At 60.3% G+C, this 25447-nt stretch carries 20 protein-coding genes; 13 read left to right on the forward strand and 7 right to left on the reverse strand.

Annotated features, from left to right (window positions below; translation table 11 throughout):
* The first annotated feature begins 148 nt into the window (after window positions 1-148).
* From ACQZ6F_RS24210 to ACQZ6F_RS24235, 6 genes are all read left to right on the forward strand, one after another.
* Window positions 149-1510 carry an ABC transporter substrate-binding protein gene (locus ACQZ6F_RS24210; RefSeq protein ID WP_449094353.1) on the forward strand — a complete coding sequence of 454 codons (1362 nt, stop codon included), beginning with the start codon at window positions 149-151 and terminating at the stop codon, window positions 1508-1510.
* A gap of 124 nt (window positions 1511-1634) precedes the next feature.
* Entirely contained in the window at window positions 1635-2651 is a 1017-nt protein-coding gene (locus ACQZ6F_RS24215; RefSeq protein WP_267552810.1) for a carbohydrate ABC transporter permease, read from the forward strand.
* A 1-nt stretch (window position 2652) separates the two neighbouring features.
* The gene (locus tag ACQZ6F_RS24220) at window positions 2653-3816 is read left to right on the forward strand and encodes a carbohydrate ABC transporter permease (protein ID WP_174070324.1); all 1164 of its coding nucleotides are present in this window, start codon (window positions 2653-2655) and stop codon (window positions 3814-3816) included.
* A gap of 35 nt (window positions 3817-3851) precedes the next feature.
* A complete protein-coding gene (bglA, locus tag ACQZ6F_RS24225; RefSeq protein WP_449094354.1) occupies window positions 3852-5504 on the forward strand; it encodes a beta-galactosidase BglA in 1653 nt (550 codons plus the stop codon).
* 23 nt (window positions 5505-5527) lie between these two features.
* Window positions 5528-6619, forward strand: coding sequence for an ABC transporter ATP-binding protein (locus ACQZ6F_RS24230; protein WP_077471339.1), 1092 nt, complete (start codon window positions 5528-5530; stop codon window positions 6617-6619).
* Window positions 6620-6756: 137 nt separating this feature from the next.
* Complete coding sequence (locus ACQZ6F_RS24235; RefSeq protein WP_174070330.1) at window positions 6757-7170, forward strand: hypothetical protein; 414 nt, start codon at window positions 6757-6759, stop codon at window positions 7168-7170.
* 19 nt (window positions 7171-7189) lie between these two features.
* Here the strand turns inward: ACQZ6F_RS24235 and ACQZ6F_RS24240 are convergent, their stop codons facing one another.
* A complete protein-coding gene (locus ACQZ6F_RS24240) occupies window positions 7190-7798 on the reverse strand; it encodes a TetR/AcrR family transcriptional regulator (RefSeq protein WP_449094355.1) in 609 nt (202 codons plus the stop codon).
* A gap of 320 nt (window positions 7799-8118) precedes the next feature.
* Here ACQZ6F_RS24240 and ACQZ6F_RS24245 point away from each other — a divergent pair, with 320 nt between their 5' ends.
* Window positions 8119-8916: a DUF3313 domain-containing protein gene (locus ACQZ6F_RS24245; protein ID WP_449094356.1), complete on the forward strand. Its 798-nt coding sequence runs from the start codon at window positions 8119-8121 to the stop codon at window positions 8914-8916.
* 58 nt (window positions 8917-8974) lie between these two features.
* Here the strand turns inward: ACQZ6F_RS24245 and edd are convergent, their stop codons facing one another.
* The 5 genes from edd to ACQZ6F_RS24270 form a co-directional block, all read right to left on the reverse strand.
* Window positions 8975-10795, reverse strand: coding sequence for a phosphogluconate dehydratase (edd, locus tag ACQZ6F_RS24250; protein ID WP_449094357.1), 1821 nt, complete (start codon window positions 10793-10795; stop codon window positions 8975-8977).
* Between the two features lie 178 nt (window positions 10796-10973).
* Window positions 10974-11672, reverse strand: a complete 699-nt coding sequence (gene pgl / locus ACQZ6F_RS24255; RefSeq protein WP_449094358.1) for a 6-phosphogluconolactonase — start codon at window positions 11670-11672, stop codon at window positions 10974-10976.
* A 15-nt stretch (window positions 11673-11687) separates the two neighbouring features.
* Window positions 11688-13163, reverse strand: a complete 1476-nt coding sequence (gene zwf / locus ACQZ6F_RS24260) for a glucose-6-phosphate dehydrogenase (protein WP_163984662.1) — start codon at window positions 13161-13163, stop codon at window positions 11688-11690.
* A 130-nt stretch (window positions 13164-13293) separates the two neighbouring features.
* On the reverse strand, window positions 13294-14592 hold the full coding sequence (locus tag ACQZ6F_RS24265; RefSeq protein WP_449094359.1) for an FAD-dependent oxidoreductase: 1299 nt from the start codon (window positions 14590-14592) through the stop codon (window positions 13294-13296).
* Between the two features lie 12 nt (window positions 14593-14604).
* On the reverse strand, window positions 14605-16041 hold the full coding sequence (locus ACQZ6F_RS24270; RefSeq protein WP_077471343.1) for a glutamine synthetase family protein: 1437 nt from the start codon (window positions 16039-16041) through the stop codon (window positions 14605-14607).
* Window positions 16042-16160: 119 nt separating this feature from the next.
* Between ACQZ6F_RS24270 and ACQZ6F_RS24275 the strand changes: the two genes are divergently transcribed.
* The 4 genes from ACQZ6F_RS24275 (at window position 16161) to ACQZ6F_RS24290 (ending at window position 21724) form a co-directional block, all read left to right on the forward strand.
* Window positions 16161-17360 carry an NAD(P)/FAD-dependent oxidoreductase gene (locus tag ACQZ6F_RS24275; RefSeq protein ID WP_449094360.1) on the forward strand — a complete coding sequence of 400 codons (1200 nt, stop codon included), beginning with the start codon at window positions 16161-16163 and terminating at the stop codon, window positions 17358-17360.
* A 166-nt stretch (window positions 17361-17526) separates the two neighbouring features.
* Window positions 17527-17670: a hypothetical protein gene (locus ACQZ6F_RS24280; protein ID WP_169055370.1), complete on the forward strand. Its 144-nt coding sequence runs from the start codon at window positions 17527-17529 to the stop codon at window positions 17668-17670.
* Window positions 17671-17992: 322 nt separating this feature from the next.
* Window positions 17993-20530: a methyl-accepting chemotaxis protein gene (locus ACQZ6F_RS24285; RefSeq protein WP_077471345.1), complete on the forward strand. Its 2538-nt coding sequence runs from the start codon at window positions 17993-17995 to the stop codon at window positions 20528-20530.
* A gap of 321 nt (window positions 20531-20851) precedes the next feature.
* A complete protein-coding gene (locus ACQZ6F_RS24290) occupies window positions 20852-21724 on the forward strand; it encodes a LysR family transcriptional regulator (RefSeq protein WP_449094361.1) in 873 nt (290 codons plus the stop codon).
* A gap of 33 nt (window positions 21725-21757) precedes the next feature.
* Here the strand turns inward: ACQZ6F_RS24290 and ACQZ6F_RS24295 are convergent, their stop codons facing one another.
* A complete protein-coding gene (locus ACQZ6F_RS24295) occupies window positions 21758-22756 on the reverse strand; it encodes an aldo/keto reductase (protein WP_449094362.1) in 999 nt (332 codons plus the stop codon).
* 330 nt (window positions 22757-23086) lie between these two features.
* Between ACQZ6F_RS24295 and ACQZ6F_RS24300 the strand changes: the two genes are divergently transcribed.
* Together ACQZ6F_RS24300 and ACQZ6F_RS24305 are read left to right on the forward strand one after the other, a co-directional pair.
* The gene (locus ACQZ6F_RS24300; RefSeq protein WP_234906161.1) at window positions 23087-24175 is read left to right on the forward strand and encodes a polyamine ABC transporter substrate-binding protein; all 1089 of its coding nucleotides are present in this window, start codon (window positions 23087-23089) and stop codon (window positions 24173-24175) included.
* A gap of 129 nt (window positions 24176-24304) precedes the next feature.
* The gene (locus tag ACQZ6F_RS24305; RefSeq protein ID WP_068397029.1) at window positions 24305-25447 is read left to right on the forward strand and encodes an ABC transporter ATP-binding protein; all 1143 of its coding nucleotides are present in this window, start codon (window positions 24305-24307) and stop codon (window positions 25445-25447) included.

Here is a 25447-nt window from a genome sequence, read left to right on the forward strand (position 1 = left end):
CGTGTATACGGGCCGAAATTTGAAAATCGCTTGACTTTCTCCTGTCCTCAATGGATGAGAGAAGGTAGCCAAAGCGCTTTGAGGAATGGAGCGCGCAGCACGATATCGTGTTTCGGCTCGTGGGTTTTATGTTTGGGAGGACAACCACATGAAGAAGTTGTTTTTGATGACCGTTGCCGCCGCCGCTTTGATGGCAGGCACGGCGATTGCTGCCGATCTGAAGTTCCAGCCCGGCCAGGATGCCAAGTTCAACTGGAAGAGCTATGACGACTTCAAAGCCGGCCATGCCGACCTGAAGGGTGAGACGCTCACCATCTTCGGCCCCTGGCGCGGCGAAGACGAAGCGCTCTTTACCAGCGTCCTCAACTATTTCACCGAAGCGACGGGCGTAAACGCCAAATATTCGTCCTCGGAAAACTACGAGCAGCAGATCGTTATCGACACGCAGGCCGGTTCGCCGCCGAATGTCGCCATCCTGCCGCAGCCGGGTCTTCTCGCCAATCTCGCCAGCAAGGGCTATCTGACGCCGCTCGGCGATGACCTGGCTTCCTGGGTCAAGACCAATTATGGCGCCGGCGACAGCTGGGTCGGTTACGGCACCTACAAGGGCAAGGACGGCAAGGATGCCTTCTATGCCTTCCCCTATAAGGCCGACCTGAAGTCGCTGGTCTGGTATGTGCCGGAGAATTTCGAGGAAGCCGGCTACAAGGTTCCCACCACCATGGAGGACCTGCTCAAGCTCTCCGACCAGATCGTCAAGGATGGCGGCACCCCCTGGTGCATCGGTCTCGGTTCCGGTGGCGCGACCGGCTGGCCGGCAACCGACTGGGTCGAGGACCTGATGCTGCGCCTCAACACGCCGCAGGATTATGATCACTGGGTCGACAACACGCTGAAGTTCAACGATCCGAAGGTCGTTGCCGCCATCGAGGAATTCGGCAAGTTTGCCAAGAACCCGAAATTCGTCGCCGGTGGCGTCGCAGCGGTTGCTTCCACGGACTTCCGCGACAGCCCGAAGGGTCTCTTCTCGGTGCCGCCGAAGTGCTACCTGCACAAGCAGGCATCCTTCATCCCGTCCTTCTTCCCGGATGGCACCAAGCTTGGCCAGGACGCGGACTTCTTCTACTTCCCGCCCTATGCCGCGCATCCTGAACTCGGCAAGCCGGTCGAAGGTGCTGGTACGCTTGCGACCATCACCAAGGACTCGAAGGCCGCTCGCGCCTTCATCCAGTTCCTGCAGACGCCGATCGCCCAAGAAGTCTGGATGGCGCAGTCCGGCTTCCTGACGCCTTACAAGGGTGTCAACACGGCTGCCTATGCCAACGATACGCTGCGCAAGGAAGGTGCACTTCTGACCTCGGCAACCACCTTCCGCTTCGACGGGTCCGACCTGATGCCGGGCAAGATCGGCGCCGGTTCGTTCTGGACCGGCATGGTGGACTTCGTCGGCGGCAAGTCCGCGCAGGATGTTGCCGACGGCATCCAGAAGTCCTGGGACGCCATCAAGTAAGACTTAACGAGCCAAGCGTCGCCGGCAGGTTCCGGCGACGCCATGCACCATGTCGCGGCGCGCATTTCGTGCGCGGCCGATGTCGGACGGGTGGTCTCAAGAAGGTCAATTCGGGGAGGGAAGGATGTTTTCGCAGATCGTGTCGGCGATTGGAGCCATGATATTCGGCGTTGCCTTTTGTGCCGCCTATTTCTGGTGTTCCAACAAGCTTCTGGACGTAATTTTCCCGGCAAAGGAAGGGACCGAGGTCCATACGGCCGCCGTCAACCTGCGCCGCCGTGGCCTGATCCGCCCCTGGCTCTTCCTGGGACCGGCGATTTTCCTGCTGGTCGTCTACCTCGTCTATCCGGTAATCGCGACCCTCATCCTGTCCTTCTACGGGCCTGACGGCAGCCAGTTCGTCGGCGGCGCCAATTATGTTTGGGCCTTCTACGACACCGAATTCCGCCAGTCGATCTTCAACAACATCCTCTGGCTCGCCGTCGTGCCGGCCGCCTGCACCTTCTTCGGTCTCGTCATTGCCGTCATGACCGACCGCATCTGGTGGGGCAACATCGCCAAGGCCGTCATCTTCATGCCGATGGCGATCTCCTTTGTCGGCGCCTCGGTCATCTGGAAATTCATCTACGAATATCGCGGCGGTACAGACGCGCAGATCGGCCTGCTGAATGCCGTTGTTCAGCTTTTCGGCGGCACGCCGGAAGTCTGGATAACCATTCCGTTCTGGAACAATTTCTTCCTCATGGTCATGCTGATCTGGATCCAGACCGGCTTTGCCATGGTCATCCTGTCGGCCGCATTGCGCGGCATTCCCGAGGAAACCATCGAGGCCGCCGTCATCGACGGCGCCAATGGCTGGCAGATCTTCTGGAAGATCATGGTTCCGCAGGTCTGGGGCACGATCGCCACCGTCTGGACCACCATCACCATTCTCGTCCTCAAGGTCTTCGACATCGTGCTCACCATGACCAATGGTCAATGGAACACGATGGTGCTCGCCAACCTGATGTTCAACTGGATGTTCCGTGGCGGCGGCGACAGCGGCCGAAGCGCCGTTATCGCCCTCGTCATCATGGCGGCTGTGACGCCGATCATGATCTGGAACATTCGTCGTGCAAACGCAGAAACGAAGGGGCGCTGACATGATTGGAACTCTCGGTCGCATCGGCCCCGCCCGCATCTTCGTTCATGCCGCGGTGCTGCTCATCGTTCTCCTCTGGCTGCTGCCGACGCTCGGCATCTTCGTCACCGCTATCCGCGACAAGGACCAGATCGTCGTCTCCGGCTGGTGGACGGCTTTCTCCGGCTCGTCGCAGACGGCGGCGGTCCGTCTCGATGGCCCGGACAAGGCAAAACAGGACGGCGCCAATTACGTTATCGCCGGTACGGTTGCCGGCGAAGGCAACAGCGGCAACGGCAAGATCCAGTCCTTCGGCCTGCGCGTGCAGGAGCCGGCTGCCTACAAGGTCGGCTCAGCCGCCGATCTCGGCAATGGTGAAACACTCACGGTCAATGCTGATGGCAGCTATCGCTATCAGAAAACCGGTCCTTTCGAAGCCGACGCCCGCAGCAAGCGCATTTATCTGACCATCGCCACGCCACCGCAATTCACCCTCGACAACTACCGTTCCGTTCTGCGCGGCGAGGGCATCGGCCAGTCCTTCATCAACTCGCTGACGGTGACGATCCCGGCGACCGTCATCCCGATCCTGATCGCCGCTTTTGCTGCCTATGCGCTTGCCTGGATGGAGTTTCCGGGTCGCGCCTTGCTGATCGCGCTCGTGGTCGGCCTGATCGTCGTGCCGCTGCAGATGTCGTTGATCCCGCTTCTGCGCATCTATAACGAGATCGGTCAGATCTTCGGTGTGCCGTCGAAGACCTATCCAGGCATCTGGCTGGCGCATACGGCCTTCGGTCTGCCGCTCGCCATCTATCTGCTGCGCAACTACATTGCCGGCCTGCCGAAGGAGATCATCGAATCCGCCCGCGTCGACGGCGCCAGCGATTTCGACATCTTCGTCAAGATCATCCTGCCGCTGTCCTTCCCGGCGCTCGCCTCCTTTGCGATTTTCCAGTTCCTCTGGGTGTGGAACGACCTGCTGATCGCCATGGTGTTTCTCGGTACCGACAAGGATCATCTGGTCCTGACGGCGGCCCTGAACGCGCTGCTCGGTTCGCGCGGCGGCAACTGGGAAATCCTGACGGCCTCGGCTTTCGTTACCATCCTTATTCCGCTCCTCGTCTTCTTCGGTCTGCAGCGCTACCTTGTCCGCGGTCTGCTCGCCGGGTCGGTGAAGGGGGGCTGATCCAAGACCATCCCAATCCAACAGGACCTACTAGCATGAGCATTGCCCCTCAATCGATTTCGGCCGTTGACAAGGACTGGTGGCGCGGCGCGGTGATCTATCAGATCTATCCGCGCTCCTACCAGGACTCGAATGGCGATGGCATCGGCGACCTCAAGGGGATCGCCGTGCGCCTGCCGCATGTCGCGGCCCTCGGTGTCGACGCGATCTGGGTCTCGCCTTTCTTCACCTCGCCGATGCGTGATTTCGGCTATGACGTCTCCAACTATGAAGATGTCGACCCGATCTTCGGCTCGCTCGCCGATTTCGATGCGATGGTCGCGGAAGCCCACCGCCTCGGCATCAAGGTGATGATCGATCTGGTGCTGTCGCATAGCTCGGATCGTCATCCCTGGTTTGTAGAAAGCCGCTCGAGCAGGGACAATCCCAAGGCCGACTGGTACGTCTGGGCCGATGCCAAGCCGGACGGCACCCCGCCCAACAACTGGCTGTCGATCTTCGGCGGCTCGGCCTGGGCGTGGGATCCGACCCGCATGCAATATTACATGCACAACTTCCTGACCTCGCAGCCGGACATGAACCTGCATAATCCGGAAGTGCAGGACAGGCTGCTGGATGTGGTGCGTTTCTGGCTCGACCGCGGCGTCGACGGCTTCCGGCTCGACACCATCAATTTCTACTTCCATGACAAGGAACTGCGCGACAACCCGGCGCTGGAGCCTTCCCGCCGCAACGCCTCGACGGCGCCGGCGGTCAATCCCTATAATTTCCAGGAGCATCTCTACGACAAGAACCGTCCGGAGAACCTGAAGTTCCTCAAGCGTTTCCGCGCCGTCCTCGACGAATATCCGGCGATTGCCGCCGTCGGCGAAGTGGGTGACAGCCAGCGCGGTCTCGAAATCGTCGGGGAATACACCTCCGGCGGCGACAAGATGCATATGTGCTACGCCTTCGAGTTTCTGGCACCCGACGCCCTGTCGCCGGAGCGTGTCGAAGAGGTCATGAAAGATTTCGATGCCGCCGCTCCCGAAGGCTGGGCCTGCTGGGCATTCTCAAACCATGACGTCGTGCGCCATGTCAGCCGCTGGGGCAGCCTGGTTGCCGACCGCGATGCCTTCGCCAAGCTCTACGCAGCGCTGCTGCTGACGCTGCGCGGCTCCGTCTGCCTTTATCAGGGTGAAGAGCTGGCGCTCACCGAAGCCGATCTTGCCTATCAGGATCTGCAGGACCCCTACGGCATCCAGTTCTGGCCGGAATTCAAGGGCCGCGACGGCTGCCGCACGCCGATGGTCTGGGACAGCCAGGTCGCACAGGGCGGCTTTTCCACGGTCAAGCCCTGGCTGCCCGTGCCTGTCGAACATATCCTGCGCGCCGTCAGCGTGCAGCAGGGCGACGAGAACTCGGTGCTGGAGCAGTATCGTCGCTTCCTCGCCTTCCGCAAGCAATATCCGGCCTTCGCCAAGGGCGAGATCGCCTTTGTGGATCCGCAGGGCGACATACTCATCTTTACCCGCACCTACGGCAACGAGACCATTCTCTGCGCCTTCAATATGAGTCCTGTCGAGGCGATGGCAGCGCTGCCCGAGGGGAACTGGCAAGCGTTGACCGGGCATGGCTTTACCAGCAACAACTACGGCAACAAGATCGATATTCCGGCATGGGGCGCTTACTTCGCGCGTCTTGCCTGAGCCCTTGGGAGGAGGAAGAACACATGACGGGACTTGTTCTGAAGGATATAAGAAAATCCTATGGCAACGTGCATGTTCTGCACGGCATCGATCTGGAGATCAACGAGGGCGAATTCATCGTCTTCGTCGGTCCTTCCGGTTGCGGCAAGTCCACCTTGCTGCGCATGATCGCCGGGCTTGAGAGCATCACGGCGGGCGACATGCTCATTGCCGGGCAGAAGGTGAACGAGGTTCCGCCTTCCAGGCGCGGCATCGCCATGGTCTTCCAGTCCTACGCGCTCTATCCGCACATGACGGTCTATGACAACATGGCCTTCGGCATGCGGATCGCCGGCGAAAGCAAGCAGGAGATCGACCGTCGCGTTCGCGCGGCAGCTGCCAGCCTGCAGCTCACCCAATATCTCGAACGCCTGCCGAAAGCTCTCTCGGGTGGTCAGCGTCAGCGCGTCGCCATCGGCCGCGCCATCTGCCGCAACCCGAAGGTCTTTCTGTTCGATGAGCCGCTCTCCAACCTCGACGCCGCGCTGCGCGTCGCGACCCGCATCGAGATCGCCAAGCTCAGCGATTCCATGCCTGAGACGACGATGATCTACGTCACCCACGACCAGGTGGAGGCGATGACGCTTGCCGATCGCATCGTCGTGCTGTCGGCCGGCCGCGTGGAGCAGGTGGGCGCGCCGCTCGAACTCTACGAACGCCCGGCCAACCTCTTCGTCGCCAAGTTCATCGGCTCTCCGGCGATGAACATCATTCCGGCGACCGTGACCGAAACCGGCGCGACGACGACCGTGACACTCACGGGCGGCAAGTCTGTGACGCTCGACATACCCACCGATACCTCTCAGAAGGGCAAGTCGGCGAGCTTCGGCGTTCGCCCGGAGGACCTGCGCATTGCGACCGACGAAAACTATCTTTTCGAAGGCGAGGTCTCCATCGTCGAAGCGCTCGGCGAGGTGACGCAGCTCTATATCGAAGGTCTGGTGGATGGCGAGCCGATCATCGTCAAGATCCCGGGCATCACCGATATCCAGCGCGGCCACAAGATGCGTTTTGCCGCCGACCGGCAGAAACTGCATCTCTTCGATGCCGATGGTCATAGCTATCGCAAGCAATAGTTGATCGCATTTACGAGACGACGCCGGCTCAAGCAAAGACCAACGACAAAATTTAATTTGGGCCGGCGCACTCAAACCTTCTGTTAAAGACCCGCTGATAGTCTCGTCCCTGAAATATACTCCAGGGATTTACTCAGATGGCTGCTTTCGGCAGAGCTAATTCAGGTCAGCATTTCCTTAATAAAGAAGAATCCTTCATGTATGACCGTGAAGTGCGGTTCCGCATGGAAGACACGATGAACGCGGCGCGGCTGGAATACACCGAAAAAGGTGTGATGAACCTCGCATCCCGCCGCTGCGATATCATCCGCATTTCGCAGAGCAGCGCCGTTCTGGCGATCCTCACCCAGTATAATCTGCCGAAACAATTCTATCTGGATATCCCCGATGCGCGCATCAGCAAGGTTGGCTGCGTGCTGATGAAGGTCTTCCCCAACAATACGGTTGAAGTCCGTTTCCTGCGTCTCCTGACGGAGAAGGAAATGAACAAAATCTTCGTCTACAGCACCCACCCGGCGCACAAGAACCGCGTGCTCGATATCCGAGCATGACCGGGATCCGGAAATAAAGTTACGAGCGGACGGCGGATCGGATTTCTGCGCGGAATTTTGTGAGCGCATCTTCGACGTATTCGATCAGCGGCCGATGGCCGTCTTGCTCGATCCATTTGTCGACCGCCATGCGCGTTGGACTTACCGATATCATCGAAATCAGCCGCAATCCGTCGCGGTCCCGGGCTGGAAACAACTCGCACAGGCTCTCATAGACAGCCTGTTCGAGCTGCAGGTAGTTGCCGTGTCTGCGGGCGCGCAATGCCTCGCTTTGCCGCATAAGGCGGGCGGTCGCCAGAAGCTCCGGGCCCTGGAGACGTGTTATGAGCTTCCGTATCGCCTGGTGGACGACATCGATCGGTTGTTCGGTCGAGTCGCTCTCCAGAATGCAGGTCCTGATCCTTTCCATATGTCCGCGTTGATGCGCGAGTAGAATCTCGTCCTTGCTCTTGAAGTAATAGAAGAAGGTCCGGCGGGAAATCCCGGCTGCCGCCGCAATGTCGTCGAGAGTCGTTTCCTGATAGCCCTTCGAAAGAAAGGATTTCAGTCCAGCATCCACAATGCGTTGAAATGTCAGCCGCCGCTTTTGTTCGCGCAGGCCTTCCGGTTTTGAGGCGGGGTCTTGCATGGCTCAATTCTGCCATAAATCATCGCTGCGTACAAACCATGGTGCCTTGCTTCGCCATGCACGCCTCGTTTTTGCCACCGCTATTTCCGGCGAAATAATTCTGCATCCCTGTTCGCCAACTGCCGCAAAGTAGCCAACATTAATTTTTACACCAAGTGTAATATTTAATGTTGGCACGAGAACCCTGAACGGTGCGGGAGAGCGATACGTCAATGTCAATCAACGTAATCACGAATCATGAAACTGCTGCGATACCCGGTTCACTCGCCGCCGCAGGCGTCAGATCGGGTCGGTCCAATATAGTGATGATCGCTCTTTCGATGAGCCTGTTGGCAGGCTGCGCTGCCGCGCCATTGGATCGCTCGGGATCCCTGCGATCCTACGACGGTCTGACGAAGTCGAATGGGCTGGTCGCCCGCTCGCTTCTGAGGGTGAGCAAGGACGATGTTCTGGCAGCAAAGACCGTGAAGATCATTCCGACTGCCTTTTCGATGCAGGCCGAAAGCGCCGCTTTCACACCCGCTCAGCGAAACCTCGTCACCAATGCGGTCGACAGGACGCTTTGCTCCAGCTTGAGCGAACGCTTCGTCGTTGTCGGCCTGTCGGAACCGGCTGATCTGACCGTTCGCGCTGTCGTGACCCAGGTGAAGGCTACAAACGCTACGGCGGTCGGCGTTTCGAAAGTCGCGTCAATCGGCACGAGCGTGCTGCTGCCGAATGTCCCCGTTCCGGTTCCCCGCATTCCCATCGGCATGGGCAGCCTTTCGCTTGAGGCCGAGGCGCTCGATCGCCAAGGCGTGCAAAAGGCGGTCATGATCTGGGGACGTGGCGCCAACGCGTTTCTCGATTCGGGAACGATGGCCAAGGAAGGGGATGCCTATAGCCTTGCCGCGAAATTCGGCGACGATTTCAGCAAGCTGTTGGTCAATGGCAAGACGCCGTTCGGAACGATGCCTTCCATGCTTTCCAAAGCGAAATTAGCAGCTCTCGTCGGACGCGCTCCGAAATACGAGGCATGCAAGGCCTTCGGAAAATCACCGGGCGTTGCGGGCTTTATCGGCGGACAAATGGGTCTTCCACCCAAATGGACCGATAAAGCCGCTCCGAACCCATCCTGAGCGGATGTATTTGCAGACCTGCCGTCAGTATCTCATGCTCTGAGGCGTGAGATATGTTTCAGTGAAAGAGCACGCTTGCGCCCTGATCGGCCGGTCCGGCAGCATGACGGAACGGAGCGAAGAGTTCGCGGCCCATACCGAATTCGTTTTCGGAGAGGTCCGCGGTCACCGGTTCGCGTTCGGCCATGTCGGCGGCGTCAACAAGCACTTCCAGCGTGCCGGCGACCGCGTCGATGCGGATCATGTCGCCTTCGCGGATGCGGGCGATCGGACCGCCGTCAACAGCTTCGGGCGTGACATGGATCGCTGCGGGCACCTTGCCCGATGCACCGGACATGCGCCCGTCGGTCAGAAGTGCCACGCGGAACCCGCGATCCTGCAGCACGCCGAGCGCCGGCGTCAGCTTATGCAGTTCGGGCATGCCGTTGGCCTTCGGGCCCTGAAAGCGAACGACGGCGACGAAGTCGCGGTTGAGCTTGCCGTCCTTGAAGGCCTGCTGCATCTCCAGCTGGTCGTGGAAGATCACGGCCGGTGCCTCGATGATATGGCGTTCCAGCTTCACCGCCGAAATCTTGATGACCGCCTTGCCGATATTGCCGCGCAGCATCTTCAGGCCACCGCTGCCCTGGAAAGGTGTCTCGATGCTCGCCAGCACCTTCGGGTCATGGCTCTTTTCCGGCGCCGGCTCGCGGGCGACATTGCCGTCGGCGCCAAGCTTGACGTCGATGGAGTAATTGCCGAGGCCATGGCCGTAGACGGTGCGCACGTCGTCGTGCAGCAATCCCTTCTTCAAGAGCTCCTTGATGAGAAAGCCCATGCCGCCAGCCGCATGGAAATGGTTCACGTCGGCAAGCCCGTTCGGATAGACGCGGGCCAGCAGCGGGATGATGTCGGAAAGCTCGGAAATATCCTGCCAGGTCAGCACGATACCGGCGGCGCGCGCCATGGCGACGATATGCATCGTGTGGTTGGTCGAGCCGCCGGTCGCATGCAGGCCGACGACGCCGTTGACGATCGAGCGCTCGTCGATCATCTCGCCGGCGGGTGTGAATTCATTGCCCATGGCGGTGATGGCAAGCGCACGCTTGGTTGCCTCGCGGGTCAGTGCTTCGCGCAGCGGCGTGCCGGGGTTGACGAAGGAAGCGCCGGGCATGTGGAAGCCCATGATCTCCATCAGCATCTGGTTCGAATTGGCGGTGCCGTAGAAGGTGCAGGTGCCGGGACCGTGATAGGACTTCGATTCCGCTTCCAGCAGTTCGGCGCGTCCGACCTTGCCTTCGGCATAGAGCTGGCGCACGCGCGACTTCTCGTCGTTCGGCAGGCCCGAGGTCATCGGCCCGGCCGGAATGAAGACGGCTGGCAGGTGTCCGAAGGAGAGGGCGGCGATGACGAGGCCGGGCACGATCTTGTCGCAGACGCCGAGGAAAACGGCCGCATCGAACATGTTGTGCGAGAGGCCGACCGCTGCCGACATGGCAATCAGGTCACGCGAGAACAGCGAAAGCTCCATACCCGGCTGTCCCTGCGTGACGCCGTCGCACATGGCGGGCACGCCGCTTGCCACCTGGGCGATGCCGCCGGCTTGCGCCGCTGCCTCGCGAATGATCGCGGGATAGGTCTCGAAGGGCTGATGCGCCGAGAGCATGTCGTTGTAGGACGTGATGATTCCGAGATTGGGCACGCGGTCGCCGGCCAGTGCATCCTTCTCGGAGGGGGAACAGACTGCGAAGCCATGCGCGAGGTTGGCGCAGCCGAGCACGGAGCGCTGCGCGCCCTTCGTTGCAGCGTTGCGCAGGCGGTCCAGGTAGCGCTCGCGTGTCGGCTTCGAGCGCTCGACGATGCGTGCGGTAATCTTGGAAATGCGGGCGTCAGCGGCCATGGTCGATCTGCCTCCGTCTGTTTGCGCTGTGCCCCGGAAGATCGCCTCGGATCTGTCTCGGTTGAGGGCATGGCGCGGGGTCAAAAGTCAATGCTTTTCCGATACGCCCTTGCGGGCGCATGGCGCAGCACATGTTGCTGTGTCTTTCAGGGTTCGATGACGAGGCCTGTCGGCTGTGTCAGGGAGCCCAATAAATCTCGACCGGGGAGGCCGCCCGGCGCAGCATGGCGCGGATCGGCATCTCGGTTTCTTCGCCTGGCGCTTCCGCCTTGGCAAGAACGTCCTTCTTGCCCGCTCCCTCGATATGGAGCACGAGCAATCGGGCATCCTGAAGGCTGGAGAAGGTGAACGTCAGCCGTGGCTCGCCCGCATCCTGCGCTTCCATCGTGATGATGCCGCGCGGGGTGTTCGGATCGAGAGCGGTCAGAAGATTGTTGCCGCCGGGAAAGAACGAGGCCGTGTGGCCGTCATTGCCCATGCCGAGGATGGCGACATCGAAGGGATGGCCGACAGCCCTGGTCTTTTCCGTGGCGATGGCGGCGGCCTCCTCGACGGAAGCCACAGCCTGATAGAGCGGAAGAAACTTGGCCGTAGCGGCCTTGTCCTTCAGCAGGTTTTCCTGGACGAGCAGGTGGTTCGAGCGCGGATTATCCGCCGGCACGAACCGTTCGTCGACGAGGGTGATCGTCACCTTGTCCCAGTCGATCGAACGCGACGACAGCGCCTGGAAAAAGGCCTTCGGCGTCGAGCCGCCGGAGACCGCTATGCTTGCGGAGCCGCGCGCTTCGATGGCAGCCGAGAGGGTCTCGGCCACCTTGTCCGCGAGCTTGCCGGCGAGTTCGGCGCCATTGGCGAAAGCATGCATATTTGCTGTCATCGTTATCGTCCTGGATTAGATATCGTCATGCCAAGTGCGGCCGTCGCGCTCGATGAGAGCGATGGCCTGGCTCGGACCCCAGGTGCCGGCGGTATAGCCCTGCACCTGCTGGCCTGCTTCTTCCCAACCCTTGAGGATCGGATCGACCCACTCCCACGCCGCCTCGACTTCGTCGCGGCGCATGAAGAGCGTCTGGTTGGAGCGGATGACGTCCATCAGCAGGCGTTCGTAGGCGTCCGGATTGCGGACGTTGAAGGCCGATGCGAAGCTCATGTCGAGCGAGACGTTGCGCAGGCGCATGCCGCCCGGACCCGGGTCCTTGATCATTAGCGACTGCTTGACGCCTTCGTCGGGCTGCAGGCGGATGATCAGCTGGTTGGCGACGGTGCGGCCGGCTGCCTGATCGAAAATATTGTGCGGGATCGGCTTGAAGGTGATGACGATCTCCGACATGCGGCCGGCAAGACGCTTGCCGGTGCGGATGTAGAAGGGAACGCCGGCCCAGCGCCAGTTGCCGATCTCGGCCTTGATGGCGACGAAGGTTTCCGTGTTGGAAACGCCGCCTTCGAGTTCATCGAGGTAGCCCTTGACCGGGCCGCCCGAGGAAGCGCCGGCGCGGTACTGGCCGCGAACCGTCGCCTGCTCGACATTGGAAGCGTTGATCGGCTTCAGTGCGCGCAGCACCTTCAACTTCTCGTCGCGCACGGCTTCGGAATCCATCGACGAGGGGATTTCCATCGCGGTCAGGCAAAGCAGCTGCAGGATATGGTTCTGCACCATGTCGCGCAGGGCGCCAGCGGTGTCGTAGTAGCCGGCGCGGCCTTCGAGACCGACCGATTCCGCCACCGTGATCTGCACGTGGTCGATATGGTTGGCGTTCCACAGCGGCTCGTAGAGGGCGTTGGCGAAGCGCAGCGCCATCAGGTTCTGCACCGTCTCCTTGCCGAGATAATGGTCGATGCGGAAGATTTGCTCTTCCTTGAAGACCTTGCCAATGGTGTCGTTAAGCTGCAGCGCCGAGGCGAGGTCGCGGCCGATCGGCTTTTCGACGACGATGCGGGTCTGCTTGGTGATCAGCTTGTGATCATGGATCTTCTGCGAGATGTCGCCGAAGATGCCGGGAGCGACGGCGAGGTAGAAGGCGCGAACGCGATCCTTGCCCTCATCGAGGATTTTCTTGAGTTGGTCCCAGCCGGCATCGCTGCGGGCATCGACCGGAACGTAGAACAGGCGGGCGAGGAATTTCTTGACTTCCGGCTCGTCATATTCGCCCTTCTTCAAGTGTTCCTTGAGGGCGGCGTCGGCGAATTTGCGGTATTCCTCGTTCGAAAGCGCGCTGCGCGATGCGCCGATAATGCGGGTCGGCTCGGAGAACTGGCCTTCGATCTGGCGATGATAAAGAGCGGGCAGGAGCTTGCGTTCGGCAAGGTCGCCGCTGCCGCCGAAAACGACATAATCAAATGGTTCAACGGGAATGATTTGGCTGCTCATGAGGTATCTCTCAATCGGTCTTGGTTGAGGCCCCTTTTAATCTAATCGATTTAAAAAGGCCAGTGTGCATCGCAAAATTCAGACTCGGCTTTTAGAGCGGATCGCCGGTGGAAGAAATCGTCTTCCAGTTTCAAAACCTGTCGCGCAGCGCAAACCACGAGAGCGCCAGGAACAGCAGAGGCGCCCGCATGCGCGCGCCGCCGGGGAAAGGCGGGACGTTCAGCTCCTTGAAAAGGTGAAGCTCGTCCGCATTCCCGAGAACTGTTTTCGCATAGAGTTTACCGCAGTAGTTTGACAGCATGACCCCATGGCCGGAATAACCGCCGATCGAGGTGACGCCCGGCATGACCTCGCGCACGAAGGGCTGGCGCGGCATTGTGATGCCGACCGATCCACCCCAGGCATAGTCGATGTTGATATCAGCCAGAGCCGGGTAAATCTCGGCGATCTGCCGGCGGATGTGCTGCGTTATGTCGCGCGGGTTATCTGCGGTATAGGCCTCGCGCCCGCCGAACAGCAGCCGCCCGTCCTTCGATTTACGGAAGTAGCGCACCACGAACCGCGAATCGGCCACTGCTTCGTTGCCGGGAAGAACGGTCGGAAAGCGATCGAGCGGTTCTGTCGCGCCGATGAAGGAGCGGATCGGCATGACGTGGCTTGCCGTCACCGGTTCCAGATTGTCGATATAGCCGTTGCAGGCGATCAGCACCCGATCGGCGGTGATTTCCCCGCCGTCCGTCTCGATGCTCGTCTTGCCCTCCGATTGCCGGAAGGCTTTCGCCTTGGTCATCTCATAAAGGGAGGCGCCGGCTTCGGTGGCGACCCGCGCCAGGCCGATCAGCAACTTCATCGGATGGATATGGCCCGTACCCATATCCCTGACGCCATAGAGATAGAATTCCGAGCCTAGCCGCTCCTGGGTCTCGGCCCGATCCATGAATTTGACATGCGGATAGCCGTAGCGCGCCGCGGCGATCTCGGCATTGTCGATATAGGCCTGCTTGTAGCTCTGCTTGTGCGTGACATTCATCTGGCCGGGCAGAAAGTCGATGTCGATACCGTGTTCGGTTGCGAAATCAAGAAGATGACGCTTCGCATCCTCGGCAAGATCGAAAAGCGCCTTAGAGCGTTCGTAGCCGATCTTCTCTTCGATCTCCTCAGGCCAGGAGCGTTGGCCGGTGCCGAGCTGGCCGCCATTGCGGCCGGAGGCGCCGTCTCCGAAGCGGTTGCCGTCGATCAGCACGACGTCGACACCGCCCTTGGCGAGATTGTAGGCGGCCTGCAGCCCGGTATAGCCGCCGCCGATAATGGCAACATCGGCACGGCGCGAGCCATCCAGCTTAGGATAGCTCGGGCGCGGGCCGACGGTTGCCTGATAGAAGGAAAGTCCGGGCGCGATGGGGCTCTGCCATGTTTCCTGCAATGTCATGGGCGATCTCCTTCACACGTTGAGCAGAAGGAATTCCCGCTCCCACGGGCTGATCACCTGCATGAAGGTTTCGAACTCGCCGCGTTTGACGCCGGCATAGAGGTCGATGAACTCCTTGCCGAGGACCTCCTCGAAGGCCGGTTCATCTTCCAGCAGTGCGATGGCTTCCAGAAGACCGCGCGGCAGATCGATCGAGCCTTCGTTGGCCGAATCCTCGGTCGGTGCTGTCGGGTCCACCTGCTTCATGATGCCGAGCAGGCCGGAGGCGAGCGATGCGGCAAGCGCCAGATAGGGGTTGGCATCGGAACTCGGCAGCCGGTTCTCGACGCGACGCGCCTGCGGGTCGGAAACCGGCACGCGGAAGGCGGTGGTGCGGTTGTCATAACCCCAGGCATTGTTGACCGGGCACGACATGTTCGGCGCCAGCCGCCGGTAGGAGTTCACGTAAGGCGCCAGCATGGCGAGCGCATTCGGCACGTAACGCTGCATGCCGCCGATGAAGTAGAAAAACTCCTGCGATGGGCTGCCGTCCGGATTGGTGAAGACGTTCTTGCCGGTCTCGATATTCACGACGGACTGGTGGATATGCATCGCCGAGCCCGCTTGGCTCTGCATCGGCTTGGCCATGAAGGTCGCGTAGATCCCATGCTTTAGCGCCGCCTCGCGAATGGTGCGCTTGAACATGAACACCTGGTCGGCAAGCTCGATCGGGTCGCCGTGGCGCAGGTTGATTTCGAGCTGCGCCGGGCCTTCTTCATGGATCAGCGTATCGATTTCCAGACCCTGCTTCTCGGAGAAGTGGTAGATATCGTCGATCAATTCGTCGAACTCGTTGATGCCGGCGATCGAATAGCCCTGACCGCCGAGGATCGAGCGGCCGGAGCGGCCTTTCGGCGGATGCAGCGGGTAGTCTGGGTCGTCATTCTTGGCGACCAGATAGAATTCGATCTCGGGCGCAACCACAGGCTTCCAGCCGCGATCGCGATAGAGCCCCATGATCTTCTTCAAAAGGTTGCGTGGCGTATAGGACACGGCGTGTCCCTCGGAATTGACGATATCGCAGATCACCTGCGCCGTCGGGTCGGTTTCCCAGGGCACGACGGAAAGCGTCGAAAGGTCCGGCACCAGCTTCAGATCGCTGTCGCGCGGCTCGTAACGGAAGCTCTCGGTCTCCTCCGGATATTCGCCCGAAATCGTGTGGCGATAGATCGCCGAGGGCAACGCCAGCGACGTATTTGAGGTGAATTTCGAGGTCGGCATCATCTTGCCGCGGGGAACGCCGGCAAGGTCTGGCGTGATGCATTCGATGTCTTCGATCCCGCGCGCCCGCAGCCATTGGGCCGCTTCCTTCCAGTTTGCCACGCCGCGTGCCGATCGCAGGCTGGGAGGCACCGTCGGGATTTTCGAGGCAGGCACTGAAGCTTTCAGCGGGGTCTTTCTCGCAGGCATAAAACACCGTATTTGGGTTGATCGGTGATTGCATCATAACCGCAGTTTGCCAATTGGCGAGGGGGAAAACCGCTCGGACTTTCGCCGTATGATGGAAAAGTGGTGAGAGCGCACGGCGAATGATTAGGGGTTCAAGCGTGGTCGGCAAATATGATGTGATCGTTCTCGGAGCGGGTGCGGCGGGCATGATGTGTGCCATCCGCGCCGGCCAGCGCGGGCGCTCTGTCGCGGTGTTGGACCACGCTTCGGCACCGGGAGACAAAATCCGCATTTCCGGCGGAGGACGCTGCAATTTCACCAATATCCATGCCGGCCCGAAGAACTTCCTGTCCGCCAATCCGCATTTTGCCAAGTCGGCGCTGGCGCGTTTCACGCCGAAAGATTTTCTCGCCATGGTGGAGCGCCATGGCATCGCCTGGCATGAAAAGACGCTCGGCCAACTCTTTTGCGACGACAGCGCTAAGGACATCATCCGCATGCTGACAGATGAGATGCGCGCGGCGGGTGCTGAGCTATGGTTGCGCACGGAAATAAGCGGCGTCGAACAGGTAGCCGGCGGCTATCGGGTCAGCACGTGCGAAGGCGTCTTCGAGGCATACTCACTCGTTGTCGCGACCGGCGGCAAGTCGATCCCGAAAATGGGGGCCACCGGCTTTGCCTATCGCATCGCCGAGCAGTTCGGATTGCCTATGGTCGAGACGCGGCCCGGTTTGGTGCCGCTGACCCTTGATCCGCAACTCCTCCAGCGTCTGGCGCCATTGTCCGGTATCGCCGCACCGGCAGAAATCCGTCACGGCAAGACGGCGTTCCGCGAGGCGCTGCTCTTCACCCATCGCGGCTTCAGCGGTCCTGCCATCCTGCAGATTTCCTCCTATTGGCGGGAAGGCGAGGAGATCACCATCGCGATAGAGCCCGATGTCGATCTCCTGGCGCTTTTGAAGAAGGCGAAGCAGGTCAATGGCCGGCAGTCGGCGCAGACAGCCCTTGCCGAGATCCTGCCGAAACGGCTCGCGCAGCATTTCGTCGAGAGCGACGGCATGTCGGGCAATCTGGCCGATCAGTCCGACAAGCGCTTGCAGCATCTCGCAGCCGCCATCCAGTCCTGGCCGGTCAAACCGTCCGGCTCGGAAGGCTATCGCACGGCGGAAGTGACGTTGGGTGGTATCGACACCGCCTGCCTCGATTCAAAAACCATGCAGGTAAAAACCATCCCCGGCCTGTTCTTCATCGGCGAATGCGTCGATGTCACAGGCTGGCTCGGCGGCTATAATTTCCAATGGGCATGGGCATCCGGCCATGTTGCCGGCGAGGCAGCCTGATCTCTCATTTCGATAATTTGTTCAATAGTTTGTGTGCTGCCCGGGAAAATGGAACCTGGCTCTGGTTCTCGCGTTTTCCTTTCCTACATCATTGTTGAATATATTGGCAGTTGCCGAGATGGCCATTTGCCGGTTATCGTGTCAGTGCGAAAATGGGAATATACTCATGAACAGAACACAGCGTCGCGCTCGCGCCATTGCAATCGCCCAGACCCGGGACAATGCCAAGCTCCTGGCCGCAAGGCTTCTGATGTTGGCGACAGGCGTAACCGCGGCCTGCATCGCATATCTCGCGGTGCGCGGTTACTGATCTGCAGCTCTTGCCGCTCGTGGCCGCCGCCTGGCGACGGCCTTTTTCCACGCGCCGGTGTATGTCCGAGGCCTCCATCGCCGCAGCTGATTGCATGCGGCGGCCCGCGTTTGGCCCCTTATCCGAAAATTAATTAATCAGACCCACAATCCCCGCTGATTTCATGGGGCGCTCTACTACACGCTAGAGCCGAAGCAATGATTGCTTCCCGTTATTACTCGGGAACCCCGCCTGCGAATATTTTCAAGGATGATGGTTATACATCCGGTCAGCGCCGAGGCGGCGTCGACGGGGGAGCGGTGTGTGAGAGGTCTGGGCCACTATGTTCATTGATAAAATATTATCGCGTTTCAAGATCAAGACGAAGGTTCTCATATTCGTCCTGCCCTTCGTCATCAGCATTTCCGCCGTCGGCCTTACCGGGCTCTATGCCTCGGGCCTTCTGCAGGGGCGCATGGAAATCTCCAACAGCGTGCTGCAATCGCTGACCGGCTTCAAGAACCTCTATGCCTCCATGGATGACTTCCTGCGCATTACCAATGCGCAGCAGCGCGACAAGCTCTATGAGGACATCAAGTCCCAGCAGGGCGTGCTCAACGCGACGCTCGGCCAGCTCGGCGCGGATGCGGATGGCCGCGACAATCTGACCGAAGCGACCGCCAAGACCGCCGACACCGCCAATCTCGTCGGCAGGCTGTGGACGCTCCATGAGCAGGAACTCGCATTTCGCAAGACGATCGACGATGCGCAGAGAGCGCTGATCAGCGCCCGCTTCAACGTCGATTTCAACAGCCAGCAGCTTGAAGATCAGATGCGGCAGGATCAGGCCGATGCGACTTCGACGCTGCGCTCCGCCGACCGCCTGCTCAAGGGCGGCGACATGTTGGGTTCCGTGGCGGAAGACTTCAACAAGGCCGCAACACCGGCTGACAAGGTCAAGCTCCTCAAGGACCGGTTGCCGGATCTGAACAAGGCGCAGCGCTCCATCGATCTCGCCTTGCCGCAGAACCAGAAAAGCGTCGTCCAGTCGCTGGTCGGCACGATCAAGGATCTGACCGCCTTCACCGAAAGCACGGATGTGCCGACCGACGATACCGTCGCCAATATCAGCCGTCTTCTTTCGCGCTTCCGCCAGACGTCGACCTACACGCAGCTGACGGCAACGCAGATGATGCGCCAGGCGACCACCAGCTTCGTATCGCTGGATGCCCGCGTTGCACAGACCAATTCCGTTCTGCAGGATACGCGCCGGCTGGAAGACTCGGTCTATTCACTGCAGCTCGTCCTTGCCGAGTTCAACGCCAATACCAACAAGGACAATCTCGTCCGCCTGCGTCAGGAAATTTCCAAGCTCGGCGGCGATATCGATACGCTGAACCAGAGCGCCAAGAGCATGGATTTTGCCGGTGATATCGATGCGGCCATCCGCCCGGCGATCAAATCGATGGATGACGCCGGCGGCAAGCTGGTCGATACCATCACGCAGCGCATCGCCGAATATGCAACCGCCCGCCAGCAGCTCGATCAGGTCTGGGGCCAGCTCACCGCCTTTGCCGAAACACAGAAGCAGAGCGCCGGCACCGAACGCGAGCAGGCAAACTACATATCAATCCTCGCGACGGCTCTGGGCATCATCCTCTCGGTCGCCGGTGGCATCGCGCTGGTGCTGACCCTGCAGCGCCCGATCGGTCAGATCACCGCCGCCATGCGCCGGATTGCCGATGGCATGCTGGAGACCTCGATCTCCGGCGAGCAGCGTCATGACGAAATCGGCGACATGGCGCGGGCGCTCGGCATCTTCAAGGAAAATGCCATCTCGAAGATCCGCATCGAGGAGCAGAGTGACGAGGAGCGCGCTGCCGCCGAACACGAACGCCAGCGCAACGATACCGAAAAGCGCGAGCTCGACCGCCAGATCGACTTTGCAGTGAGCGAACTTGCGGCCGGCCTCGAACGCCTTGCGCAGGGTGATATCTCCGCGACCATCGAGACGCCTTTCATCGGCCGTCTCGAACAGCTCCGCCAGGATTTCAACAGCTCGTTGTCACGCCTGCAGGAAACGCTGAGCCAGGTCCGCGGCAATGTCGAGATGATCCAGAGCAATGGCAGTCAGATGGCCGCCTCCGCCGAGAACCTCTCCAAGCGCACCGAGCAGCAGGCCGCCTCGCTCGAACAGACGGCCGCGGCCGTTGACGAGATCACGGTCACCGTCCGCTCCTCGGCCGAGCGCGCCAAGGATGCGGATGCCATCGTGCGCGAAGCCAAGCGCAGCGCCGATGACAGTTCCGTCGTCGTCGGCAATGCCATCGACGCCATGGCACGTATCGAAGATGCGTCACGCAAGATCGAGCAGATCATCGGTGTCATCGACGAGATCGCCTTCCAGACGAACCTGCTGGCGCTCAATGCCGGTATCGAAGCCGCCCGCGCCGGCGATGCCGGCAAGGGCTTCGCCGTCGTCGCCATGGAAGTGCGCGAACTCGCACAGCGCTCCGCCGCTGCCGCCAAGGAAATCAAGGGGCTGATCAACAAGTCGACGCAGGAGGTCAATTCCGGCTCGCAGTTCGTGCAGGAGGCCGGTTCGGTGCTCGCACAGATCAGCAGCCAGATCGTCACGATCAGCCAGCATGTGGAAATGATTGCCCGCGCCAGCCACGACCAGGCAAGCGCGCTGCAGGAAGTGAACGCTTCGGTCAACCACATGGATCAGATGACCCAGCAGAATGCCGGCATGGTCGAGGAGACCACGGCGGCAAGCCGCGAACTCGCCACCGAAGCCGATGCCTTGCTCAGCCTTATCCAGCAGTTCAAGATCGAAGCCGGATACAATGCGGGCTATGTGCGGCAGGAAGCAGCCTGATCGCTGCAACGATCGTCAACACAGGCGGATCGGCTCATTTGCAGCCGGTCCGCCTTTTTTGTTGTCGTGCGGCGCGGGATCAAGGCGGCAAGTATTCGTCCGAGCCACTGAGCAAATGGCGAAGCGTCTCGCGCATTGTCGCGGTAGAACAGGTCTTCGTTTCGGCGCCATTGCTCTTCGCGCGCTCGGCTTTCTATCTCGAGGGCCTTGGCCAAAGCAAAACTTTCCATCATGGGATGTCTCCTTGTTGTGAGGCATCCCTTCAATTACCCATGGGAATTTGCTTTATAAACAGCCGTTTTCGCCCTATGTTTTTCAATCATGAAAAACACCACATGGGATTCCTATCAGCTTTTCCTCGATGTCGCCCGCGGCGGCGGGTTAACGGGCGCGGTCGCTTCGAGCGGCCTGAGCCCGGCGACGATCGGCCGACGCATGCTGGAGCTGGAAGGACAGATCGGCCGGCCGCTTTTTGAGCGCAGCCAGGCTGGTTACACACTGACCGGCGATGGCCAGGCGCTGTTTGATCAGCTGCTGGAGATGGAGGCCGCCGCCCGCAAGGTCGATAGCTGGCAGCGCGATGCGCAGGGAAGCTCGATCGTCCGGATTGCCGCTGGCACCTGGGTCGGCTGGTTGCTCAGCCAGAACATGCCGTCGATCTGCTCGGAACGTGACGGCTTTCGCATTGACCTTTACCTCGGCGAGCGCCGCGCCAGCCTTGCTCATCGTGAAAGCGATATCGGCATCCGGGCCTTCGAGCCGGAGGAGAGCAATCTCGCGGCCATCAAGACCAGTGATGTTGCCTACGCCGCCTATCAGGCCCGCAACATGCGTTTTGCCGGGCCGCAGCGCTGGATCGCGGTGGCGGAGGAGGAGGCTATATCCGCCTATCTGCGCTGGCCGCATCAGAACAAGCATGAGGAGATCGTCTTTACGGTCAGTCGTCCGCGGTCGCTTCACGATCTGGCGCTGGCCGGATCGGGAATTGCGGTTCTGCCCTGCTTCGTCGGCGATCAGGAGCCGAGGTTGGAGCGTGTCGGCGAGGAGATCGCCTCGCTGCGCCACCGGCAATGGATCGTCATGAACAATGCCGATCGTCATCGCCGGGAGATCCGCACCGTGGTCGACCGCATGACCCGCTTGCTGAAAAGCCATTCGGAGCTATTTGCCGGCAAGCGCCCGACCTATGCGTAAAGCCGGCGGTGATTGACCGCCGGTTTCTTGTCTTCAACGAGCCGCGTCGCCCCAGCGATATTCGACTGTGGCATCATCCAGCTTCGCCTTCAGCGCCGGGTCGAGCTTGAGATCGATGGCGGCAAGCGTATCCGTCAACTGATCCGGCCGGCTGGCGCCGATGATGGCAGAGGTGATGACCGGATTGGCCGCCACCCAAGCGACGGCAAGCTTGACGAGTGGCTGGCCGGCCTCTTCGGCAATGCCGCGCAGCTTCTCGATCGTCGCGAACTCGCGTTCGTGCCAGTAGCGCTGCAGGTAGTTGCTGCCGGCGGCCCGCAGCTGCGAGCTGAAGCGGCCTTCGGTCGGTGCAACATCATGCTTGTGTTTGCCGGTAAGAAGACCGCCGGCGATCGGGTTGTAGGGGATGACGGCGATGCGTTGTTCTTCGGCAAGCGGCAGCAGCTCACGCTCGATCTGGCGGAAAAGGAGATTGTAGCGCGGCTGCACCGAGACGAAACGGGCTGTGCGCAGAAAGTCAGCGCGTCCAAGCGCCAAAGCCAACCGATAAGCGAGAAAATTCGATACGCCGACATAGCGGGCCTTGCCCGAGCGCACGATGATGTCGAGTGCTTCCAGTGTTTCGTCGATCGGCGTTTCGCGGTCGTCCGAATGCAATTGGTATAGGTCGACGTAATCGGTGCCGAGGCGGCGTAGCGAGGCGTCGATGGCGTCGAGAAGATGCTTGCGCGATGCGCCCTGGTCCCAGGGAGATGGGCCGACCTTGCCGACGGCTTTGGTTGCCACGATGAAACGGTCGCGCTTGCCCTTCAGCCAGCGGCCGACAATCTCTTCGGTGCGGCCGGCAAGCTGCTCGCCGCCGCCAAGCGGATAGACATCAGCCGTATCGATGAAGTTGACGCCGGCATCGGCCGCCTTGTCGAGGATGGCATGGGCCGTGTCTTCCTGCTCGATCTGCAGGCCGAAGGTCATCGTGCCCAGGCAGAGGCGCGAGACGCTGAGGCCGGTATTGCCGAATTTTTGGTATTGCATGATGCACCCTTGAATTATGGGTTGGGTTTGCCCGCTGGGCAGGGCTGCGAAACGGACGTGAGACTATTCCAGGAGTGAGACGCAGCGATGTTAGCAAAGCCGGTTTGCGCATTCACGCGGGAAGCGGCGATTGAGTTCACAATCGCGTGCAGGCAGCTGTCGCCACCCTTTGCACTGTCCTCCATCGTTTCTGAGCAAATCCTTGAAAGCGCTCGAAGTCGCGCTTTTTCCCTTGTCGCCTTCCGATTTCCTTTCTAGTCTAACGGGAAAAACAGAGGGTTGGGTGTCGCCTGGATACCCTTGAACAAAACAGGAGAGACTATGAAGTCCATGTTCGCACGGCTTGCAGCAACGGCTTTTGCGGTCGTTTCGCTGGCGACGGTCGCTCAGGCAGAAGACAAGGTCGTCAATATCTATAACTGGTCGGATTACATCGATAATTCGATCCTGACGGATTTCACCAAGGAAACCGGCATCAAGGTCGTCTACGACACGTTCGACCAGAACGAGACGCTGGAAACCAAGCTGCTCGCGGGCAAGACCGGCTATGACGTTGTCGTCCCGACGGCCTATTTCCTGCAACGCCAGATCAAGGCTGGCGTCTTCCAGAAGCTCGACAAATCCAAGCTGCCGAACATCTCCAACATGTGGGATACGGTGCAGCAGCGCATCGCCACCTATGATCCCGGCAACCAATACGCCATCGACTATATGTGGGGCACCAGCGGCGTCGGCTATAATGTCGATAAGGTGAAGCAGATCCTCGGTACTGACGAGGCACCTGATATCAACGTGATCTTTGATCCGAAACTCGCCGCCAAGTTCAAGGATTGCGGCATCTACGTGCTGGATTCGCCGACCGACGTCATTCCGGCCGCGCTGCGCTATCTCGGCCTCGATCCGAACTCGACCAAGGCGGAAGATTTCAAGAAGGCCGAGGAGCTCCTGACGGCGATGCGCCCCTTCGTGCGCAAGTTTCACTCCTCTGAATATATCAATGCACTCGCCAACGGCGATATCTGCATCGCTTTCGGCTATTCAGGCGATGTGCTGCAGGCCCGCAATCGTGCGGCCGAAGCCAAGAACGGCGTCAACATCAGCTATTCGATCCCGACGAAGGGCGCACAGATGTGGTTCGACGTCATGGCGATCCCCGCCGATGCGCCGCATGTCGAAGAGGCGCATATCTTCCTCAACTACATCATGAGGCCCGAAGTCATCGCCAAGGCGAGCGATTTCGTTGCCTATGCCAACGGCAACAAAGCGTCGCAGCAGTTCGTGAGCAAGGACGTGCTCAACGATCCGGCTGTCTATCCGACCGATGCGGTCCGCGAGAAGCTGTACACGCTGACCCCTTGGGATGCGAAAACGCAGCGCGTGGCAACGCGCTTGTGGACAAAGGTCACCACCGGCCAATAATTCAAAGAGGCCCGGACGGCAACGTCCGGGCCTTTCCTTAAGAGGACAGCGTAAGAACGAAAAGCGTGCCGGGAAGGGGAAGAGCCGGCGCGATAAAGGCCCGTAAGGGCATCCATTTGGGGATAGATAATGAAGTCACTCGGTAATATCCGGCGTTCCTTTGCTCCTTGGACCGATCCTTCGGCCAAGCCTTACATTTCCTTCAAGAACGTGACGAAGAAGTTCGGTGATTTCACCGCCGTCGACAATCTCTCCCTGGATATCTATAACCGCGAATTCTTCGCCCTTCTGGGCGCCTCGGGCTGCGGCAAGTCCACGCTGCTGCGCATGCTGGCGGGCTTCGAACAGCCGACGACCGGCGAAATCGTGCTCGATGGCCAGAACATGGCCGGTACGCCGCCCTATCGCCGCCCGGTCAACATGATGTTCCAGTCCTACGCGCTCTTTCCGCATATGTCGGTGGAAAAGAATATCGCTTTCGGATTGCGCCAGGATGGCATGCCGAAGGCCGAGATCGACGATCGCGTCGCGCAGATGCTGAAGCTCGTCAAGCTCGAGCAGTTCGCCAAGCGCAAGCCCAATCAGCTGTCCGGCGGCCAGCGCCAGCGCGTGGCGCTCGCCCGCTCTCTCGCCAAACGGCCGAAGGTGCTGCTGCTCGATGAGCCACTGGGCGCGCTCGACAAGAAATTGCGCGAGGAAACCCAGTTCGAGCTCATGGACCTGCAGCAGAGCCTTGGCCTGACCTTCGTCGTCGTTACCCATGACCAGGAAGAGGCGATGACCATGGCCGACCGCATCGCGGTCATGAGCCACGGCAAGGTGGTGCAGGTGGCGACCCCCGCGGAGATCTATGAGGCGCCCAATTGCCGCTTCGTCGCCGACTTCATCGGCGATGTGAACATACTCGATGGCAACGTCACTTCAACGCAATCCGGCATTGTCGAAATCGCCGTCGATTCCGCCCTGACGTTACGCACTGCCTCCAGCGACACGCCGGCCACGGGAAGTCGCGCCAGCCTCGCCATCCGGCCGGAGAAGCTGAGGGTAACGCCACGCCCACCAGCCAACGCTTCAGTCAATGCTACCGAGGGTGAAATCTGGGATATCGCCTATCTCGGCGACATGACCGTCTTCCACGTTAAGCTGAAGAATGGGCAGGTGCTCAAGGCCTCGTCGCTGAACGCGGTCCGCGCCGTGGAAGAACCCTTCGCCTATGACCAGAACGTCTGGGTGTCCTTCGATGAAAATGCCGGCATATTGTTGAAGGACTGA

The sequence above is a fragment of the Rhizobium sp. A22-96 genome, from assembly GCF_053521805.1.